This is a genomic window from Nonomuraea sp. NPDC049480 (genome assembly GCF_044465905.1).
GTDB lineage: Bacteria > Actinomycetota > Actinomycetes > Streptosporangiales > Streptosporangiaceae > Nonomuraea.
The window spans coordinates 431,551-450,085 of record NZ_JBITMD010000004.1 but is presented as its reverse complement, the minus strand read 5'-3'; the positions used below and the strand labels follow the sequence as shown (position 1 = coordinate 450,085).

Sequence of the window (18,535 nt, the reverse complement as noted above, 5' to 3'; positions counted from 1 at the left end):
TTATGCGAGCTCCAGCTCGGTCCAGAGGTCATCAGGGATGGAGGTGGCGGCCAGGGCCAGGTCCTCGGCCACCTCCTCGGAGCTGCGGGCGCCGACCACGACGCCGGTCACGGCCGGGTGCCGCAGCGGGAACTGCAGGGCCGCCGCCGCGAGCGGCACGTCATAGGCGGCGCACCGCTCGGCCAGGCCGCGCGCCCGTTCCAGCACCGGCTCGGGAGCGGGGACGTAGTCGTAGTGCGCGCCGGGCCCCGGATCGGCCAGGATGCCGCCGTTGAACACGCCCGCCACCAGCACGCCGATGCCCCGCTCCGCGCACAGTGGCAGCAGCTCCTTGGCCGCCGTGCGATCGAGCAGGCTGTAGCGCCCTGCCACCATCACGCAGTCCACGTCGGTCTCCCTCACGAACCCGGTCAGCATCTCCGCCTGGTTCATGCCCACGCCGATCGCCCGCACCCCGCCCTGCTCGCGCAGCCGCTCCAGCGCGGGGTACGCGTGCCGCACCGCCTGCTCCCAGTGGTCGTCGGGGTCGTGGATGAGCAGGATGTCGAACGCGTCGAGCCCGGTGCGCTCCAGGCTGCCGGCGAGCGAGGCGTAGACGCCCTCCACCGTGTAGTCCCTGCGGACGGGGTCGAGCAGTGCGCCGACCTTGGTGGACACCGTCACCTGCGACCTGTCGACCCCCGCCAGGAACCGGCCCAGCCGGCGCTCCCCCAGGCCCGCGCCGTAGCGGGGCGCGGTGTCGAAGTAGCGGACGCCGCCCTCCCACGCCGCCTCCAGCGTGGCCGCGGCCTGCTCCTCGCCGACCGGCGTGTACAGCCCCGCCAGAGGGGCGGTGCCGAGGCCGATCCTGGAAACGCTGACACCGCTGCGACCGAGGCTCACGTCTCGGCTCTCCTCTCGGGCGAGAGATCGTTTGCAGACCGAAACCTAGCAGACGTCCAATGTTCCCACTAGCCAGCCAGGTACTTACGAACGGTATAGACAGGAGTCGACGTGTTCGCGTAGATATACGTCCTACGTGTTGCCGCCAGGGCGGCGCAAGAGATCGATCTTCACGACTTTTGGCGTCCCCACAGGGTGAGCCCACTAACCACCCTGACGGCGCGACCTTCCTCTCCTCGCTCTCGTGAGCTCATCCTCATGTTCTGGAACCAGGAGCAAACAATGACCGACGGCTACACACGACGCGGCGTGCTGGCGACCGGGTTAGGCGCCGCCGCCCTGCTGACGACCGGCGTCACCGCCGAGCCCGCACGGGCGGAAACGCGCCCCCTCACCCTCTGGTACACCCGTCCCGCCGCCGCCTGGCTGGAGGCCTTGCCTGTCGGCTGCGGGCGGCTCGGCGCCATGGTCTTCGGCGGCGTGGCCACCGAACGGCTGCAGCTCAACGAGGACAGCATCTGGGCCGGCGGTCCGCACACCTACGACAACCCCGAGGCCCTGGCCGCGCTCCCCGAGATCAGGCGGCTGGTCTGGGAGGACAAGTGGCAGGCCGCCCAGAACCTGGCCGACCAGAAGTTCCTCGGCAAGCCCAGCGAGCAGGCGCCGTACCAGGTGCTCGGGGACCTCACGCTGACGTTCCCCGGCTCGGCCGAGTTCACGGAGTACCGCCGCGAGCTGGACCTGACGCGGGCGGTCACCAGCGTGACGTACGTCCGCGACGGCGTGCGGCACACGCGCGAGGTCTTCGCCAGCAACCCCGACCAGGTCATCGTCATGCGGCTCACGGCCGGCAAGCCGGGCTCGGTGACGTTCCAGGCGGCCTTCTCCAGTCCGCAGAGCTCGAGCGTCTCCGAGGCGGGCCGGGACGCGGTCGCCCTCGACGGGATCAGCGGCGACACCCAGGGGCTGAAGGGCGAGGTCCGTTTCCGCGCCGTGGCCAAGGCCCGGGCGAAGGGCGGCACGGTCCGCACCGACGGCGGCACGCTGTCCGTCGAGGGGGCCGACGAGGTCACGCTGCTGATCTCCATGGGGTCCAGTTACCGCAGCTACAAGGATGTCGGCGGCGACCCGGCCGAGGTGGCCGGGCGGCATCTCGTACGGGCGAGCGGGCAGTCGTACGAGGTCCTGCGGCACCGGCACGTACGCGACTACCGGCGGCTCTTCGGGCGCGTCGAGATCGACCTGGGCACCTCGGACGCGGCCGCCCTGCCGACCGACGAGCGCATCGCGCGCAAGCAGCTCGACACCGACCCGCAGCTGGCCGCCCTGTACTTCCAGTACGGCCGCTACCTGCTGATCTCCTGCTCCCGCGCCCCCGGGTACGCCGCCAACCTGCAGGGCATCTGGAACGACTCGCTCACACCCGCGTGGGAGTCGAAGTACACCATCAACATCAACTGCGAGATGAACTACTGGCCGGCCGGGCCGGCCAACGTCATCGAGTGCATGGACCCGCTGTTCGACCTGATCAAGGACCTGTCGGAGACCGGGGCCAGGACCGCCGAGAGCCAGTACGGCGCGGGCGGCTGGGTGGCGCACCACAACACCGACGGCTGGCGCGGGACGGCGCCCGTGGACTTCGCCTTCTACGGCGTGTGGCCCACCGGGGGCGCCTGGTTGTGCCTGACGCTGTGGGAGCACTACCTCTACACGGGTGACGAGCGGCGGCTGCGCGAGCACTTCCCGCTGATCAAGGGGTCGGTGCAGTTCTTCCTGGACACGCTGCAGACCGACCCCGGGACCGGCTACCTGGTGACGAATCCGTCGCACTCGCCCGAGGTCGGTCACCACGAGGACGGCGGCGAGAACGTCAGCATCTGCGCCGGGCCCACCATGGACATGCAGATCCTGCGAGACCTGTTCGGGGCGTTCGCGGAGGCGTCGGACGTGCTCGGAACCGACGGGGAGACGCGGGCGAAGGCCCTGGAGGCCCGATCCCGGCTCGTGCCGAACCAGATCGGGCATCTGGGGCAGATCCAGGAGTGGCAGGAGGACTACCGGGGCGACGCGGCGCTGTCGCGCAGCCGGCACATCTCCCACCTGTGGGGGCTGTTCCCCGGACACCAGATCGACCCGCGGCTGTCCCCTGAGCTGGCGGCCGCCGCCCGCCGGACGCTGGAGCTGCGGGGGGAGGCGGGGGCCGGGTGGTCGCTGGCCTGGAAGATCAACTTCTGGGCGCGGCTGCTGGACGCCGCCGAGTCGTACAAGCGGCTGTCGAACCTGCTGGTGCCGGCGCGGACCGCACCGAACATGTTCGACCTGCACCCGCCGTTCCAGATCGACGGCAACTTCGGCGGGACGTCGGGGATCACGGAGATGCTCCTGCAGAGCCACGCCGACCAGGTCCACCTCCTGCCCGCGCTGCCCGCCGCCTGGCCCGCGGGCTCCTTCCGCGGGCTTCGGGCTCGGGGCGGGTTCGAGGTGGACGTGCAGTGGGCCTCCGGGGCTTTGGTGCGCGGCCGAATCCGCTCGGACCTGGGCCGGAAGCTGACCCTCCGCACGCGGGGGCCGGTCACGGTCACGGCGGGCGGCCGCCCGGTCAAGGCCGACCGACCGGAACCCACCGTCCTGGTCTTCGACACCCGCCGCCACGCGGTTTACGACATCGCCCCGTCCCCCTGACACCGGATCATGTGGCTCGGGGAAGCTGTCCGCGCACCCATCCGGGATCGGGGCCGGTCGTCGGCGGCGCTACGGCGCTGCGCCTCCACCGCGCCGATCGACCTCGGGAACGCCAGCGGCGAGTGCAGTCCGGCGAGAAGGACGAACGCCACCAGGAAGACGGCGGCGACGCCCGGGGCCCCCGTGGCGATCTGCCCGATCGCCAGGACTAAGCCGCCCACCACGAGCAACATCGGCAAAACCCAGCCCCGTGCCATATTCACTCATGCTAGCGGTGACGCAGGCTCGGCGGCGCGGGCGCGGGGCCGGGTGCGGGAGGCCTCGCCGCGGGCGTGGGCGGCGAACAGGCGGGCCGCCTCGTCGGGGTCCCCGGAGGCCAGGGCGGCGACCAGGTCGTCGTGGTGGCCCGCCATCACCGTCCAGTCCCCCGCGTACAGCGGGTTGCCGACCACGTGCAGGCTCCACAGGTTCGACTCGATCGTCCGCCACAACCGCAGCAGGAACGAGTTGCCGCAAGCAGCGCACACCCGCCGATGGAACGCCAGGTCGGCGTCCCTGAACGCCCCTATGTCGCCGTCCTGGGCCGCCCGCCGCATCGCCAGCACGTCGGCCGAGAGCTGCCGCAGCGTCTCAGGCTGGATGCGGGCGGCCGCCTCCCGTGCGGCATACTCCTCCAGCAGCACCCTGATGTCGCGGACCTCCCGGGCCTGCTCGTCGGAGATCTCCGCGACGTAGCTCCCCCGGTTGGGATAGGAGATGACCAGCCCCTCGTGCGCCAACCGCTTGATCGCCTCCCTGGCCGGCGCTTGGCTGGTGCCCACCCGCCGGGCGATCTCGGCCTCCACGAGCCGCTGCCCCGGCACCAGCTCTCCCGCCACGATCCAGCCGCGCAGCAGCGCGTAGACCCGGTCGGACAACAGCTCCCTGGGCAGCAGCCGGGCGGCGGGCGGCGCGACCTGCTGCTCCTGCCAGATGCGCGCCACCGTGGACTGCGACAGCCCCAGTTGCCGGGCCATCGACCGGGTGGAGGGCACGGCGGAGCCGTCAGCCGCGGCGGCGATCACGCGCTCGGCCTCCTGCCGCTCCGCACTGCGCGGCCGCCCGGGCCGCGGGGCGTCCGCCAGCCCGTCCAGCCCGCGCTCCACGAACCGGCCCCGCCACTTGGCGACGGTCGCCGGGCTCACCGCCAGCCGCTCCGCGATCTCCTTGCGGGGCAGCCCCTCCGCGCAGGCCAGCACGATGCGGCTGCGCAACGCCAGCCCGCCGCCCCGCTCCTCCGCGTACGCCCTGAGCGCGGACAGCTCCTCCGCGCTCAGCACCAGCCGCTTGTCGTCCTCGCGTCCAAGTCCAGCCACAACCCCACCTTAACGTATTTATGACTCAGTCATCGGCTCGAAACGTATTTGTCGCGCCGCATAAGCCCTTGACCGACCCCGGTTACCAACGTATTAAATAATCGCTAATCGAGTATCGACCCATTAAAAGGCGTCGCAGATCTCGCCCCCTTGGAGGTGCGATGCGTTCCCCCCGTCCATCCCTCGCCCGGTTGATGAGCACGTCTGCGATCGGCTGCCTGTTCCTGCTCACCGCATGCGGCGGGGGAGGCTTCGCCGGCGACTCGCGAGCGCAGCAGAGCGAGGGCGGCCAGGTCACGGTCAGGATGCTGGTCAACATCAGCCCCAACCTCACCCAGGCCTACTGGGACGGGCTGGTCAAGCCGTTCGAGCAGGCCAACCCCGGCATCGACGTCAAGATCGAGGCCCCGACCGGCAAGGGCGTGGCCGACACGCTGCCGCAGCAGCTCGCCGCCGGCAACGCCCCGGACGTCGTCGAGACGCTGATGGCGGACGAGACGCTGGCCAAGCAGATGCTCGACCTGACCGACCAGCCGTGGGCCAAGGACACACCGCTCGCCGAGCAGGCCAGGCTGGGTGGCAAGATCTACACCGTCGGCGTCGGCGTGCAGGCCCAGTCGCTGGTGTTCTACAACAAGACCGCCTTCGACAAGGCGAAGATCGACAAGCCGCCCACGACGTTCGACGAGCTCGACGCGGCGATGGCCAAGCTCAAGAGCGCCGGCTACCTGCCGCTGCAGACGGGCGGCGACTTCCTCACCGGCCTGCAGCTCCTCCAGCTCTCCAACCCGTCCCGCGCGCAGCAGCATCCCGCCTGGCAGCAGGACGTCAAGGCGGGCAAGCTCAAGGCGGGCGAGTCGCTGCTGCCCTACCTGGAGCGCTACCGCGCCTGGATCGACAAGGGGTACGTCGACAAGAACGCCCTCGGCATGAAGTACGCCGACGCGGAAACCGCTTTCCTCGCCGGCAAGTCGGCCATGTACGTCATGGGCAGCTGGTTCACCGCCGCCGAGGCCAAGGCCACGAAGGACTTCGAGGTCGGTGTCTTCCCCGCCCCGGTCGACAAGGGCCAGCCGTATCCGGGCCCGCAGGGCGCCACGCTCGCGGCCCCGTACATGATCCTCAAGTCCACCCCGAACAAGGACGCGGCGCTCAAGCTGGTCCAGTGGCTCGTCACCGACCCGGCGGCGGTCAAGAGCCAGCTGAAGCAGGACGGCAACTTCCGCACCGGCGTCGAGCGCGAGTTCACGCCGCTGGAGAAGCAGGTGCAGGAGATCCTCGACGGCGCGCCGTCCGGGGTGCCGCAGGGCGAGGGGTACGGCGACGCGACGCTCCCCAAGGGCTTCAACGCCGCCTGGAACACCGAGGTCCAGGGCCTGTACGTGGGCAAGTCGCCCGAGGAAGTGGCCGAGGGCGTGGACCGCTGGCTGGCCGGCCGCTCATGACCCTCACGCAGGAGGCGCCCCGGGTCGCCACCCGGGTCGTCAGCGAGAAGAAGCAGCGCCGCGAGGGGCTGGCCACCGCGATCATGGTCGGCCCCGCCACGGTGCTCTACACGGTGATGCTGGTCGTCCCGGTCGGCCTGGCGCTCTACCTGAGCCTGACCGACTGGGACGGCTTCAGCGCCGACCCGGCCTTCGTCGGCGCCGCCAACTACGCCGACCTGCTGGACGACCCCGAGCTGCGCCGCGCCGCCCTGGTCACCCTGCTGGTCGCGGCGGCCGGCACGGCCGGGCTGAACCTCCTGGGGCTCGGCTTCGCGCTCCTGGTGAACGGCGCCTCCCGGGCCAACACGTTCTTCCGGATCGTGCTGTTCTACCCGCACGTGCTCAGCGCGCTGGTGGTCGGCTTCCTGTGGTCGGCGATCCTCGGCACCACGGGCGCGGTCAACAACCTCGTCACCTCCTGGGGCGGGGAGGTGATCCCCTTCCTGTCCGACCCGGCCTGGGCCACGGTCACCATGATCGCGGTGCTGGTGTGGGCCGGGTTCGGCGTCAACGTGGTGCTCTACCTGGCGGGGCTGCAGGCGGTGCCGCACTCGCTGATCGAGGCCGCGCGGATCGACGGGGCGACGCGGTGGCAGGTGTTCCGTCACGTGACGCTCCCGGCGCTGGGGCCGTCCGTGACGGTCAACATCGTGCTGTCGCTGGTGACGCTGCTGAAGACGTACGACCTGGTGGTGTCGCTGACCGCGGGCGGCCCGGCGGGGCAGACGCAGACCGTCGCCTACCTCATCCTGTGGAACTCCTTCCACGACGCCCGCCTGGGCTTCGGCTCGGCGCAGTCGGTGATCCTCATGCTCGTGACGGCGGCGCTGGCGTTCGTGGTGACGAAGCTGCGCAGGCGCGGCGAGCTGGCGGCGCACCAATGAGAGGGGCACCAGTGAGAAAGACGTTCCTCTGGGCGACCGTCGCCTTCATGCTCGTCCCGCTCTACGTGCTGACCGTCAACGCGTTCAAGGGTCAGCAGGACATTCTCGCCAACCCCTTCGGGCTCGGCGGCCTGACCCTCGAGCCGCTGGGCAGGGCGCTGACGAACCCGCAGTTCAACGTGGTCAAGGGGTACGCGGTCACGCTGCTGTTCGTGGTGGCGGTCAACGTGCTGTCGGTGCTGCTGGCGGCCCCGGCCGCGTACGTGATCGCGCGCAGCCCCAAGCGGCGCTTCCGGATCCTGATGCTGTTCTTCCTGGCCGGGACGTTCATCCCGGGACAGGTGCTGGTCATCCCGGTCGTCTACGTGCTCAAGACCCTCGGCCTCATGGGCACGATCCGTGGGTTCGTGCTGTTCGAGACCACGCTCACGCTCCCGTTCTCGATCTTCCTGTACGCCGGCTACATCGCCACCATCCCGGCCGTGCTCGACCAGGCGGCGGCCGTCGACGGAGCGGGCAGGCTCCGCACGTTCTGGCAGATCGTCTTCCCGCTGATGCGGCCCGCGGTCGCCACGATGGTCATCCTCAACACCTTCTCGGTGTGGAACGACTTCGTGAACCCGCAGATCATCCTGGGCCCCGGCAGCGGTCTCTACACGGTGACCACCGGCGTGTACGCGGCGGTCAGCCAGTACTCCACCGACTACTCGGTGGTCTTCCCGACACTGCTGCTGGCCATCGCCCCGCTCCTGGTCTTCTTCGTCTTCATGCAACGGCACATCATCAGCGGACTCACGGCAGGTGCAACGAAAGGGTAGAAGATGCGGGCAGTACACCCGGGACCCGCAAGCGGTCCCTCTGTCAGAGCGACCCTCCCGCTCGGCGTGCCGCCGGCCTGGGCGGTGCTCGAGCGCAGGCTGTTCGACGCCCTCGACGAGGCCTGGCGGGCCTTCGCCGCGCGCTACTGCGCCCCAGACGGGCGGCTGATCTACCACGGCCCCGCCGCCGACCGGGACGGTGCCGACGACTTCTACGAGGCGTTCTTCAACTGGCCGACGCTCTACCAGCTGGGCGGCGCCGACGACCTGCTGGAGGCGGCCAAGCACCACTGGGAGGGCGTGACCGCGCAGCTCACCGAGCTGGGCTACCTGGTGGACGAGTTCGAGCGCGGCTACGACTGGTTCCACCAGGGCGAGTCGCTGCTGCTGTTCTACGGCATCTGCGCGGCCGACCCCCGCGACGAGCTCTTCCGCGAGCGGGCCCGCCGCTTCGCCGACCTCTACCTGCCCGGCTCGGCCAACTACGACGCCGCGCACGACATCATCCGCGCCCCGCACAACGGCGCCGGCGGCCCCCGCTACGGCCTGCAGTGGGAGTGGGCCTCGTACCACACCGACCTGGTCAGCATGCGGCCGTACGGGCTGCCGCTGCGCGACCTGCCCGGCATCGCCGAATGGAAGGACCTGGCCGACCCGAACAACGCCGCCCGCATGGGCGCGGCGATGAGCGAGCGCATCGGCCGCGGCGACGTGGCCGTCAACCTGGCCGCGACCAGCCTGGCCGTCAACGCCTGGCTGTACGACGGCGACGACCGCTACCGCGACTGGGCCCTGCGCTACATCGGCGCCTGGCAGCGGCGCGCGCAGGCCAACGACGGGATCCTGCCCGACAACGTGGGCCCATCCGGCGTGGTCGGCGAGCTGCACGGCGGCCGCTGGTACGGCGGCAACTACGGCTGGCAGTGGCCCCACGGCCTGTACAGCGTGGGCGCCGCCGCCGTGATCGCCGCGGTCAACGCCCACCTGCTGACCGGCGACGAAGCCGCGCTGGACATCGGCCGCGACCCCCTGGAGACCGTGTACGGCCGCGCGATCGAGGCCGGCGTGACCGAGACGGAGATGAGCATCAGCGACCGCTGGCTGGCCGAGCTGGGCGACGAGGCCGGCAAGCCGACCATGCTGGTGCCCAACCGGCACGACGACCGGGGCTGGTTCGACTTCCAGCCGCCGCAGCTGGGCCTGCCGGTCTGGCTCTGGCACGCCTCACTCGGGCACCAGGACATCGAGCGCATCGACCGGCTGCGGGCGGCCTCCGGCTACGACTGGGCCACGGTGCGGCCGTTCCGCAACAAGGAGGAGGCCGGGCACGAGGCGCCGTGGCTGGAGTTCCTGCGCGGCGCGAACCCAGGTTTCCCCGAGACGATGTTGTCCACCGCGCTCGGCCAGGTGCAGCGGCGCATGGCGCTCATCGAGGCCGACGACGCGGATCTGTCCGCCGTCCACGTGCACCACTGGCAGCGCCTCAACCCGGTGCTCACCGAGGCGCTGCTGCAGCTGGTCACCGGCACCCCGCAGGTGCTCTACAACGGCGGGCTGCTGCCGGCCAGGCTCGCCTACTTCGACGCCGACCGCCACCGGCCGGGGCTGCCGGGCGACGTGGCCGCGCTGGTCGACGCGGTACGCCCCGGCGGCGTCCGCGTCGAGCTGGCCAACCTGAGCCTCGCGCACACCCGCCGGGTCGTGGTGCAGGCGGGCGCGTTCGGCGAGCACCGGATCGACCGGGCCACGGTCACCCGGGCAGGCGACGAGGACTACCCGGGCGACCCGCGCTCCTACACCTCTCCCCCGATCACCGAGACCGAGCAGGACGTGACGGTGGGCGGGCCGCGGCTGCTCGTGGAGCTGCCGCCCGGCCGCCGCATCCGGCTCGACCTGCACACGACCGCGCGCGTCCGCACGCCGTCGCACCAGCACATCTGAGGAGTTCCATGGACGACGCCATCTGGGATCTGCCTGTTCGCGGGCCGCTGCCCGCCGAACCCGAGCCCGTCCTCGTGGAGGGGCTGGCGCGGATCAGCTCGGCCACCGCCTGCGCCAAGCTGCACGCCCAGGGCATCCGGCGGACCTTCATCGAGGGACCGCGTCCCATCGCCCAAGGGCAGAAGATCGCCGGCCGGGTCCGCACGCTGCAGTTCATGCCGCAGCGTGAGGACGTCGCCTCCGGGCTCGGCCAGGAGTACGTCGAGCGGCACACCGCGCTGTGGGCCGTGCTGGAACGGGTCGAGCCCGGCGACGTGCTGGTCGTGCAGGCGTACGGCAGCGCCACCACCGGCTGCTTCGGCGACATGCTGGTGCGCTACTTCAAGCGCAAGGGCGGCGCGGGCATCGTCGTGGACGGCCGGATCAGGGACCTGCCCAGGGTGAGCGGCCTGGGGCTGCCGATCTGGTGCACGGGGGCCACGCCCCACTACGCCTCGCAGGCGGAGCTGTTCCCGTGGGCGTACGACGTGCCCGTGGCGGTCGGCGGGGCCCTCGCCCTGCCCGGCGACCTGGTCGTGGCCGACGACGACGGCGCCGTGGTGGTGCCGCGCCGGCGCGCGCAGTCGGTGCTGGAGGCGGCCGCCGACCACGAGCAGTGGGAGCGCTACAGCCGCGCCCGCATCGAGGAGGGCGGCGCGCTGTCGGACTACTACCCACTCACCCCCGAGACCCGCGCCGAGTACGAGCGGTGGCGGGAATTGACGTCCACTCCGACGGGGACGGCCGAAGACTCCTGACCAAGTCAGGCGGTTCGCGGTCCGCGGCCCCCGCCGACGCCTGGAGGGCCCCCACGCTGCCACCCCATGCCCTGGGGCGGTCCTGCACGTCGGTTTTGGTCATCACCGACGCCGTCACCGTACGACATCACATCGTCACCGTTAGGAGAACATCATGCCTTGTGACTCCGGATTCCTTCACCGCCCCGAAGGGCGCGGTCTTCACGCCGGAGGCGTTCGATGATCCTTCGATCCTTGGGCGCGCTCGTCTTGGTGCTGGCAAGCGGGACAGGGGAGGCGGGCGCGATGACCAGCCCCGCGCCGGCGGCCGGAGCCTCGTGTGACTACTACGTCGCCCCGTCCGGGAGCGACCGGGGCGACGGCAGCGCGCGGCGGCCGTGGAAGTCCCTGGAGCAGGCCCGCGACCAGCTCCGCGCCAAGAAGCGGCAACTGCGCTGCGACATCGTGGTCAACGTCAAGGCCGGCGACTACGTCGTGGACAAGACCATCGAGTTCACCGAGGCCGACTCGGGCGAGAACGGCCACAAGATCACCTACCGCAGCGCGGACGGCCCAGGCAAGGCCCGGCTGCTCGGGGCTCGACCGCTGACCGGCTGGCAGAAGCACAACGACACCATCTACAAGACCAAGATCGACCGGAACTTCTACACCCTCTTCGAGGACGGCAAGCGCGCCACGACCGCCCGCCACCCGAACCGGACCAGCGACGACCTGTGGTCCCCCTACCTGTTCTCCGTGCTCGGCGAGCCGGAGAAGGAGGCGGTGCGCCAGTGGCTGTACTTCAAGCCGGAGGACGTGCCGAAGGAGTGGGACGCCGACTTCGACAAGAACAGCCAGATCGTGGTGTGGTCGGGCGGCTCGTGGAGCTGGTTCACCGACACCGTGCCGCTGGGCGGCGCCGACTTCCGCAAGAACTTCTTCACGCTCAACCACTGGGCCCGCTACTCGTTCGTCAACAGCCGCAGCGGCTCGCGTTACTTCCTGCAGAACACGCTGCGCTTCCTCGACCAGCCGGGCGAGTACTACTTCGACTTCGCCGCCGGCGAGGTCTACTACTGGCCGCGCACCTCGATCGACAAGGTCATGGCCCCGACCGTGAAGACGATCATCTCGCTCAAGGGCAGCAGCCCGGAGCGGCGGGTGCAGAACCTGGCCTTCGACGGGCTGGCGCTGCAGTACTCCGATTTCGTGGATTGGTACCGGGCCGGGTGGATCAGCGAAGGCGACTCGGGCTACGAGCACAAGTACCCGGTCTACGACCGGCAGATCGAGATGCCGCGCAACCGGTTCGGCATGATCACGCTGACGAACTCCCGCGACATCGACCTGACCAGGCTGCGCCTGTCGGACAGCGGCTTCATGGGCGTGTACATGCTGTTCGCGAACGAGCGCGTCAAGGTGTCGGACAGCCTGCTGGAGAACATCGGCGCCGACGGCATCAAGGTGGAGGGCGGATATCCGGGAGAGGGCGATATTTCAGGGCATCACACGATCTCGAATAACTACATCTCCCATGTCGGCGAGCTGGTCCCCGGCGACGCGTCCGGCATCGAGCTGCTGAGCACCGGCAACAACGTGGTCAGCAACATCGTCGTCAAGCACAGCGCCCGCTACGGCATCAGCCTCGAGGTCCGCCCCGAGGTCAAGGACGAGGACAACTACGCCCGCAACAACCGCTTCTCCTACATCCGCCTGGAGGAGACCGGTCTGGACAGCGGCGACATGGGGGCCTTCTACACCTACGGCGTCTCCAACGTCGACCCGCATCCGGTCGACAACCACGTCTCGCAGATGGTGATCGGCGACGTCATCAACGACCCCGCCGGGGCGATGCCGGACAGCGGCACCCGCGGCGTGCACATGGACGCCGGCGGCTGCGGCTTCTCCTTCGAGAACATCGAGGTCGGCAAGGTCAGCGACGACAAGTACCAGAGCTACCAGTGCAACGAGGTGAAGAACGCCAACTGGGCGGACGGCTTCGACGCCTCGAAGATGGAGTACGACAAGATCGGCGTCACGAGCGCGTTCCCGTACCCGCTGCCAGGGGCGGCGCAATGAGGGCCATGGGCGCGGCGGTGATCGTGTTCGCCGCGCTCCTCGTCTCGCCCGCCGCGGCCGCGTCCACCTGCGACTACCACGTGTCCCCGTCCGGGAGCGACCGGGGTGACGGCAGCGCGCGGCGGCCGTGGAAGTCCCTGGAGCAGGCCCGCGACCAGCTCCGCGCCAAGAAGCGGCAACTGCGCTGCGACATCGTGGTCAACGTCAAGGCCGGCGACTACGTCGTGGACAAGACCATCGAGTTCACCGAGGCCGACTCGGGCGAGAACGGCCACAAGATCACCTACCGCAGCGCGGACGGCCCCGGCAAGGCCCGGCTCCTCGGCGCCAAGCCGGTCACCGGCTGGCAGAAGCACAACGACACCATCTACAAGACCAAGGTCGGCCGGAACTTCTACACCCTCTTCGAGGACGGCAGGCGCGCCACCACGGCCCGCTACCCCAACCGCAGGTCCGACGACGTGTGGGCGCCGTACCTCACCTCCGTGCTCAAGGAGCCGGAGAAGGAGGCCGTGCAGCAGTGGATCTACTCCAAGCCGGGCGACTGGGACAAGAGCTGGGACCTCACCAACGCCCAGGTCGTCGTCTGGTCGGGCGGCTCGTGGAGCTGGTTCACCGACACCGTCCCGATCAAGAACCCGTCGTGGGACGACAACCAGATCACCCTCGCCCACTGGACGCGGTACGCCATGGTCAACAGCCGCGGCGGCTCACGCTACTTCCTGCAGAACTCGCTGGACTTCCTGGACCAGCCGGGCGAGTACTACCTGGACTTCGCCAAGGGCGAGCTGTACTACTGGCCGCGTACCTCGATCGACAAGGTCATGGCCCCGACGGTGAAGACGCTGATCTCGCTGGCCGGCAGCTCCCCCGGGCGGCGGGTGCGGAACCTCTCCTTCGACGGGCTGGCGCTGCAGTACAGCGACTTCGCCGGCTGGTACCGCAACGGCTGGATCAGCGCGGGCGACGCCGGCGAGCCGCACAAGTACCCGCAGTACGACAGGCAGATCGAGATGCCGCGCAACCGGTTCGGCGCGGTGACGCTCACCAACACCCGCGACATCGAGCTGACCCGCCTGCACATCGCCGACACCGGCTTCACGGCGGTCTACCTGTTGTTCGCCAACGAGCGCGTCAAGGTGTCCGGCAGCCTGCTGGAGAACATCGGCGCGGACGGCATCAAGGTCGAGGGGCCGTACCCGGGCGAGGGCGACGTCGCCGGGCAGAACGTGTTCACCGACAACTACATCCATCACATCGGCGAGCTGGTGCCCGGCGACGCGTCCGGGGTCGAGCTGATGAACACCGGCAACAACGAGGTCAGCCACACCGTCGTCAAGCACAGCGCCCGCTACGGCATCAGCCTCGAGGTCCGCCCCGAGGTCGCCGACGGCGACGGGTACGCGCACGGCAACGTGTTCAAGTACCTCCGCATCGAGGAGGCGGGCCTGGACAGCGGCGACATGGGCGCCTTCTACACCTACGGCGTCAGCAACCTGGACCCGCATCCGATCACCAACCACGTGTCGCAGGTCGTGATCGGCGACGTCATCCCGGACGCCTCGATGCCCGACAGCGGCACCCGCGGGGTCCACATGGACGCCGGCGGCTGCGGGTTCGCCTTCGAGAACATCGAGGTCGGCAAGGTGACCGACGACAAGTACCAGAGCTACCAGTGCAACGAGGTGAAGAACGCCAACTGGGCGGACGGCTTCGACGCCGCCAAGATGGAGTACGACAAGATCGGTGTGACCAGCGCGTTCCCGTACCCGATCCCCAGCTAGGCGGTGCCGGGCGGCCTCGCCGCCCGGCACCTCCACACCCCCCCGGGAGCTCCCGTGAATGACCTCACGCGCCGCGGCTTCCTCGCCTCGGCCGCCACGACGACCGTGCTCGCCCTCGCGGCCCCGCCCGCCTCCGCCGGGACGAGCCCCTCCAGGTGGGCGCGGCCCGGCGGGCGGGTCCGGCCGATGGTGCGCTGGTGGTGGCCGGACGCGCACGTCGATCCCGCCGAGATCAGGCGGGAGATCGACCAGCTCGCCGACGCCGGGTTCGGCGGCGCGGAGATCGCCGCCGTGCACCACAGCATCCGCGACAAGTCCGTGCTCGACCCGGCCGGGCACGGCTGGGGCACCCCTGCCTGGAACGCGGCCGTCGTGGCCGCGCTCGACCAGGCGGCCCGCCGGGGTCTCACGATCGACCTGACCATCGGCCCCTCCTGGCCGGCGGCCGTCCCCACGATCACTCCCGGCAGCGAGGCGGCCGTCAAGGAGCTGGCCCATGGGTCGGTGGCGGTGGCGGGCGGGACGACGTACGCGGGCGAGGTGCCACCGCCCGCCGTCGCCGGGCATCCCGTCCGTAAGCTGCTGCTCGTCCAGGCGGCCAGGATCGAGCCCGCCCACTCCACCCGCGACGAGACCGGGCTCGACCCCGCCTCCGTGGTGGAGGTGAGCGCGGACGGCGGGCGCGTCAGCTGGACCGCGCCGGCCGAGGGCGAGTGGCTGCTGATCTCCTACTGGGAGCGGGGCTCGGGCCAGCGTCCCGAGTCCGGGCCGCACACCGCTCCTGAGTCGTACGTGGTGGACCACTTCAGCCGGGCGGGCACCCGGGCAGTGATCGACTTCTGGGAGTCGACGCTGCTCACGCCCGCCGTGCGCAGGCTGCTGAAGCGGGCCGGCGGCGCGTTGTTCGAGGACTCCATCGAGATCGAGACCGACGCGCTGCCCTGGACGCCGGGGCTGCTCGCCGAGTTCAGGCGGCGGCGCGGCTACGACCTCGCCCCCTTCCTGCCGGTGATCGTGCTGCGGGACGAGGACCAGGTGTTCTCGTTCGACGCGGCGCTGACCAGGCACGCGCGCAAGGACTACTGGGACACGATCTCCGAGCTGTTCAACGAGAACCACCTCGCGATGCTGCGCGACTGGGCCCACTCGATCGGGCTCCGGCTGCGGGCGCAGCCGTACGGGCTGCGGACCGACGCCATCGCCAGTGCGGCCGTCCTCGACGTCGCCGAGGGAGAGTCGCTGGGGTTCAAGAACCTCGACGACTACCGGTGCCTGGCCGGCGGCAGGGACCTGGCCGGGCGGGAGGTGCTGTCCTGCGAGGCGGGGGCGTATCAGGGCGGGGCGTACACGACGACCTGGAAGAAGCTGCTGCGGACCATGGGCGGGGCGTACGCGGCGGGGCTCAACCAGACCGTGCTGCACGGGTTCTCGTACGCCACCGCGCCCGGCGCGGGGTGGCCCGGCTTCGCCGCCTTCACGCCGTACAACGGGACGGCGGGCTACGCGGAATCCTGGGGGCCGCGCCAGCCCACCTGGCGGCATATCACCGACATATCCGGATATTTCGCGAGAATCCACCAGGCCATGCGGGAGGGCACGCCGCGTGCCGACGTGGCCGTCCTGCGGCAGACCGGCTACACCAAGACCGGTCTCGGCGCCGGCTGGTTCACCGGCAGCGGCGTGCCCCTTGGCTGGACCCACCAGTTCATCAGCGGCCCGCTGCTCGGCCTGCCCGCCGCCCGGGTCGCGCGGGGGCGGCTGGCGCCGTCCGGGCCCGCGTACAAGGCGCTGTTCGTCGAGGGCGACAAGTTCTACGCGAACGAGTGCACGATGACCGTCGAGGTGGCGCGGCGGCTGCTGGAGTACGCCGGGGCGGGGCTGCCCATCGTGCTGCTCGGAGACTGGCGGGCGGCCTCGGTGCCGGGCGTCGCCCGCGACGGCGAGAACGAGCGGCTCCGGGCCCTGGTCGCGGAGCTGCTCGCCCGGCCCACCGTGCGCATGGTCACCGCTCAGGCGGACGTCCCGGCCGCGCTGGACGCCCTCGGCGTGCGGCCCGACGTCCGATACGCCACCGCGTCCACGCTGCTCCATGCCCGGCGGGTGGCCGGGGACGTGGACTACTACTACCTGGTCAACGGCAAGCACGTGGAGAACCCCAAGCCTCCGACCGCCCCGATCGACCACGAGGTCACGCTGGCCCGCACGGCCCGCGACGGGGTGCCGTACCTACTGGACCCGTGGACGGGGCGGATCCAGCGGCTGGCCCGCTACGTGGCGGACGGCGACGGGATCCGGCTGCGGGTGACGTTGCTGCCGGGCGAGTCGACGGTTGTGGCCATCGGCCGTCCCGGCCTGTTCGGGACTCCGGCGCGGACGTCGCCGCACGTCGTGGCGACGGACGCGGACCTGGTCAGGTTCGACGGGGACGCGCTGGTGATCCGCGCGTCGCGCGCCGGGACGTACACGACCACGCTGTCCGACGGCCGGACGGTGACCTCCGTCATCGGGCCGGTGCCCGAACCCGTGGCGCTGCCGTCGTGGCGGCTGGAGGTGACGGACCGGCGGCCGGACGGCACTGTCACGCACCGGCTGGACCTCGACCGGCTCGCGCCCTGGTCGGAGATCCCGGAGCTGGCCGACGTGTCGGGCGTCGGGGTCTACACCACCGGCGTGCGGCTGGAGGGCGGGGCGTACCTGGAGCTCGGGGAGGTGACCGACACCTGCCGGGTGCTCGTCGACGGCCGCCGCCTGGACCCCGTGAACCAGCTCCACCCCGTCGTGGACCTCGGGCGCGCCGCCAAGACCCTGCAGGTGGAGGTCGCGACGCCGCTCGGCAACCGGCTCCGGGTGGCCGACCCGGCGGTGTACGGCGGCCTGACGCGCCAGCAGTACGGCCTCCTCGGTCCCGTCCGGCTGGTGCCGTACGGGGAGGCGCGCGTCGCGCTGTAGGGTCGTGCCATGACGATCTTCGGTCCCGCCGTCGATGTCCGCCCCCTGTTCCCGCGTGAACGGCAGGCCATGCTCGACCTGCTCCGCGCCCTGGGCCCGGCGGACTGGGCGGAACCGACGGTCTGCCCGGGCTGGGACGTGCACGACGTCACCGGACACGTGCTCAACGACTTCATGCGGCGCCTGTCGGGCCGCGACGGGCACGGCGGCGCCGTCTTCGCCGACGACGAGACGCTTCCCGCCTATCTGGCGCGCGTCAACGAGGAGTTCGTCCGGGCGACCCGCCAGCTCAGCCCGCAGCTGATGATCCAACTGCTGGACCAGCTCGGCGCACAGCTGGACGCCGTCTGGGCGGCGCACGAGCTGGAGGCGCCCGCCGGCCTGAACGTGTCCTGGGCCGCCACGGACGTCGACAGCCCCGCCTGGCTCGACATCGGCCGCGAATACACCGAGTTCTGGGTCCACCAGCAGCAGGTACGCGACGCCGTCTCGCTGCCCGGGGCCACCCAGCCCGAGCTCATGGCGCCGGTGCTGGACGTCTTCGCGCGCGCCTTGCCGTACACGTTGAGGACGTGCGAACACCCCGATGGCACGGTGGCGCATCTGGAGGTGCTCGGGCCGGCCGGCGGGCGATGGAGTGCGGTGAGGCAGGACGGCCGGTGGCGGATGGTGACACCCGGCGGACAGCCGGCCGCGCGCGTCTCGATGGACCAAGACACCTTCTGGCGGCTGGCGACCAGAGGCATCACCGTCGAGGAGGCCCGCGCGCGCTCCACGGCGAGCGGCGACCCGGAGCTCACCGCCGCCATGACGACGTTGCTCGCCGTCGTCGCCTAGAACGTCGCCGCGCGTCCGTCAGGGTCTCGGATGAACGCGCGAATCACAGGATTTTCCGTAG

The 18,535-nt window shown here is 70.8% G+C and carries 13 protein-coding genes; 10 read left to right on the top strand and 3 right to left on the bottom strand.

Translation table 11 applies throughout. The annotated features are described in order from the left end of the window. Window positions 1-882, bottom strand: a complete 882-nt coding sequence (locus tag ACIBX3_RS15245) for an aldo/keto reductase (RefSeq protein ID WP_397117103.1) — start codon at window positions 880-882, stop codon at window positions 1-3. Between the two features lie 282 nt (window positions 883-1,164). Here ACIBX3_RS15245 and ACIBX3_RS15240 point away from each other — a divergent pair, with 282 nt between their 5' ends. Next, the gene (locus tag ACIBX3_RS15240) at window positions 1,165-3,564 is read left to right on the top strand and encodes a glycosyl hydrolase family 95 catalytic domain-containing protein (protein ID WP_397117101.1); all 2,400 of its coding nucleotides are present in this window, start codon (window positions 1,165-1,167) and stop codon (window positions 3,562-3,564) included. Here the strand turns inward: ACIBX3_RS15240 and ACIBX3_RS15235 are convergent. Beyond that, the gene (locus ACIBX3_RS15235) at window positions 3,540-3,821 is read right to left on the bottom strand and encodes a hypothetical protein (protein WP_397117099.1); all 282 of its coding nucleotides are present in this window, start codon (window positions 3,819-3,821) and stop codon (window positions 3,540-3,542) included. The genes ACIBX3_RS15240 and ACIBX3_RS15235 overlap by 25 nt on opposite strands. A 6-nt stretch (window positions 3,822-3,827) precedes the next feature. After that, on the bottom strand, window positions 3,828-4,919 hold the full coding sequence (locus tag ACIBX3_RS15230; protein WP_397117097.1) for an FCD domain-containing protein: 1,092 nt from the start codon (window positions 4,917-4,919) through the stop codon (window positions 3,828-3,830). A 194-nt stretch (window positions 4,920-5,113) separates the two neighbouring features. On the opposite strand from ACIBX3_RS15230, the gene ACIBX3_RS15225 reads away from it, so the two are divergent. The 9 genes from ACIBX3_RS15225 (at window position 5,114) to ACIBX3_RS15185 (ending at window position 18,474) form a co-directional block, all read left to right on the top strand. Further along, a complete protein-coding gene (locus ACIBX3_RS15225) occupies window positions 5,114-6,364 on the top strand; it encodes an ABC transporter substrate-binding protein (RefSeq protein ID WP_397117095.1) in 1,251 nt (416 codons plus the stop codon). Beyond that, on the top strand, window positions 6,361-7,290 hold the full coding sequence (locus ACIBX3_RS15220) for a carbohydrate ABC transporter permease (protein ID WP_397117093.1): 930 nt from the start codon (window positions 6,361-6,363) through the stop codon (window positions 7,288-7,290). Before ACIBX3_RS15225 ends, ACIBX3_RS15220 begins: the two co-directional genes overlap by 4 nt. A gap of 11 nt (window positions 7,291-7,301) precedes the next feature. Further along, complete coding sequence (locus ACIBX3_RS15215) at window positions 7,302-8,108, top strand: carbohydrate ABC transporter permease (protein ID WP_397117091.1); 807 nt, start codon at window positions 7,302-7,304, stop codon at window positions 8,106-8,108. A gap of 3 nt (window positions 8,109-8,111) precedes the next feature. Continuing rightward, complete coding sequence (locus ACIBX3_RS15210; RefSeq protein WP_397117089.1) at window positions 8,112-10,049, top strand: hypothetical protein; 1,938 nt, start codon at window positions 8,112-8,114, stop codon at window positions 10,047-10,049. A gap of 8 nt (window positions 10,050-10,057) precedes the next feature. Then, a complete protein-coding gene (locus ACIBX3_RS15205; protein ID WP_397117087.1) occupies window positions 10,058-10,846 on the top strand; it encodes a hypothetical protein in 789 nt (262 codons plus the stop codon). 219 nt (window positions 10,847-11,065) lie between these two features. Beyond that, window positions 11,066-12,904, top strand: a complete 1,839-nt coding sequence (locus tag ACIBX3_RS15200) for a right-handed parallel beta-helix repeat-containing protein (protein WP_397117085.1) — start codon at window positions 11,066-11,068, stop codon at window positions 12,902-12,904. Continuing rightward, entirely contained in the window at window positions 12,901-14,688 is a 1,788-nt protein-coding gene (locus ACIBX3_RS15195; protein ID WP_397117083.1) for a right-handed parallel beta-helix repeat-containing protein, read from the top strand. The genes ACIBX3_RS15200 and ACIBX3_RS15195 overlap by 4 nt, the downstream gene beginning before the upstream one ends. Before the next feature lie 54 nt (window positions 14,689-14,742). Continuing rightward, on the top strand, window positions 14,743-17,637 hold the full coding sequence (locus ACIBX3_RS15190) for a glycosyl hydrolase (RefSeq protein WP_397117081.1): 2,895 nt from the start codon (window positions 14,743-14,745) through the stop codon (window positions 17,635-17,637). A 9-nt stretch (window positions 17,638-17,646) separates the two neighbouring features. Further along, on the top strand, window positions 17,647-18,474 hold the full coding sequence (locus ACIBX3_RS15185; RefSeq protein WP_397117079.1) for a maleylpyruvate isomerase family mycothiol-dependent enzyme: 828 nt from the start codon (window positions 17,647-17,649) through the stop codon (window positions 18,472-18,474). The last annotated feature ends 61 nt before the right edge of the window (window positions 18,475-18,535 follow it).

What these genes read in the sequence shown, in the direction of transcription:
- ACIBX3_RS15240 (WP_397117101.1), top strand. Translation starts at nt 1,165, where the DNA reads ATGACCGACGGCTACACACGACGCGGCGTGCTGGCGACCGGGTTAGGC.
- ACIBX3_RS15235 (WP_397117099.1), bottom strand. Translation starts at nt 3,821, where the DNA reads ATGGCACGGGGCTGGGTTTTGCCGATGTTGCTCGTGGTGGGCGGCTTA.
- ACIBX3_RS15225 (WP_397117095.1), top strand. Translation starts at nt 5,114, where the DNA reads ATGAGCACGTCTGCGATCGGCTGCCTGTTCCTGCTCACCGCATGCGGC.
- ACIBX3_RS15220 (WP_397117093.1), top strand. Translation starts at nt 6,361, where the DNA reads ATGACCCTCACGCAGGAGGCGCCCCGGGTCGCCACCCGGGTCGTCAGC.
- ACIBX3_RS15210 (WP_397117089.1), top strand. Translation starts at nt 8,112, where the DNA reads ATGCGGGCAGTACACCCGGGACCCGCAAGCGGTCCCTCTGTCAGAGCG.
- ACIBX3_RS15205 (WP_397117087.1), top strand. Translation starts at nt 10,058, where the DNA reads ATGGACGACGCCATCTGGGATCTGCCTGTTCGCGGGCCGCTGCCCGCC.
- ACIBX3_RS15200 (WP_397117085.1), top strand. Translation starts at nt 11,066, where the DNA reads ATGATCCTTCGATCCTTGGGCGCGCTCGTCTTGGTGCTGGCAAGCGGG.
- ACIBX3_RS15195 (WP_397117083.1), top strand. Translation starts at nt 12,901, where the DNA reads ATGAGGGCCATGGGCGCGGCGGTGATCGTGTTCGCCGCGCTCCTCGTC.
- ACIBX3_RS15185 (WP_397117079.1), top strand. Translation starts at nt 17,647, where the DNA reads ATGACGATCTTCGGTCCCGCCGTCGATGTCCGCCCCCTGTTCCCGCGT.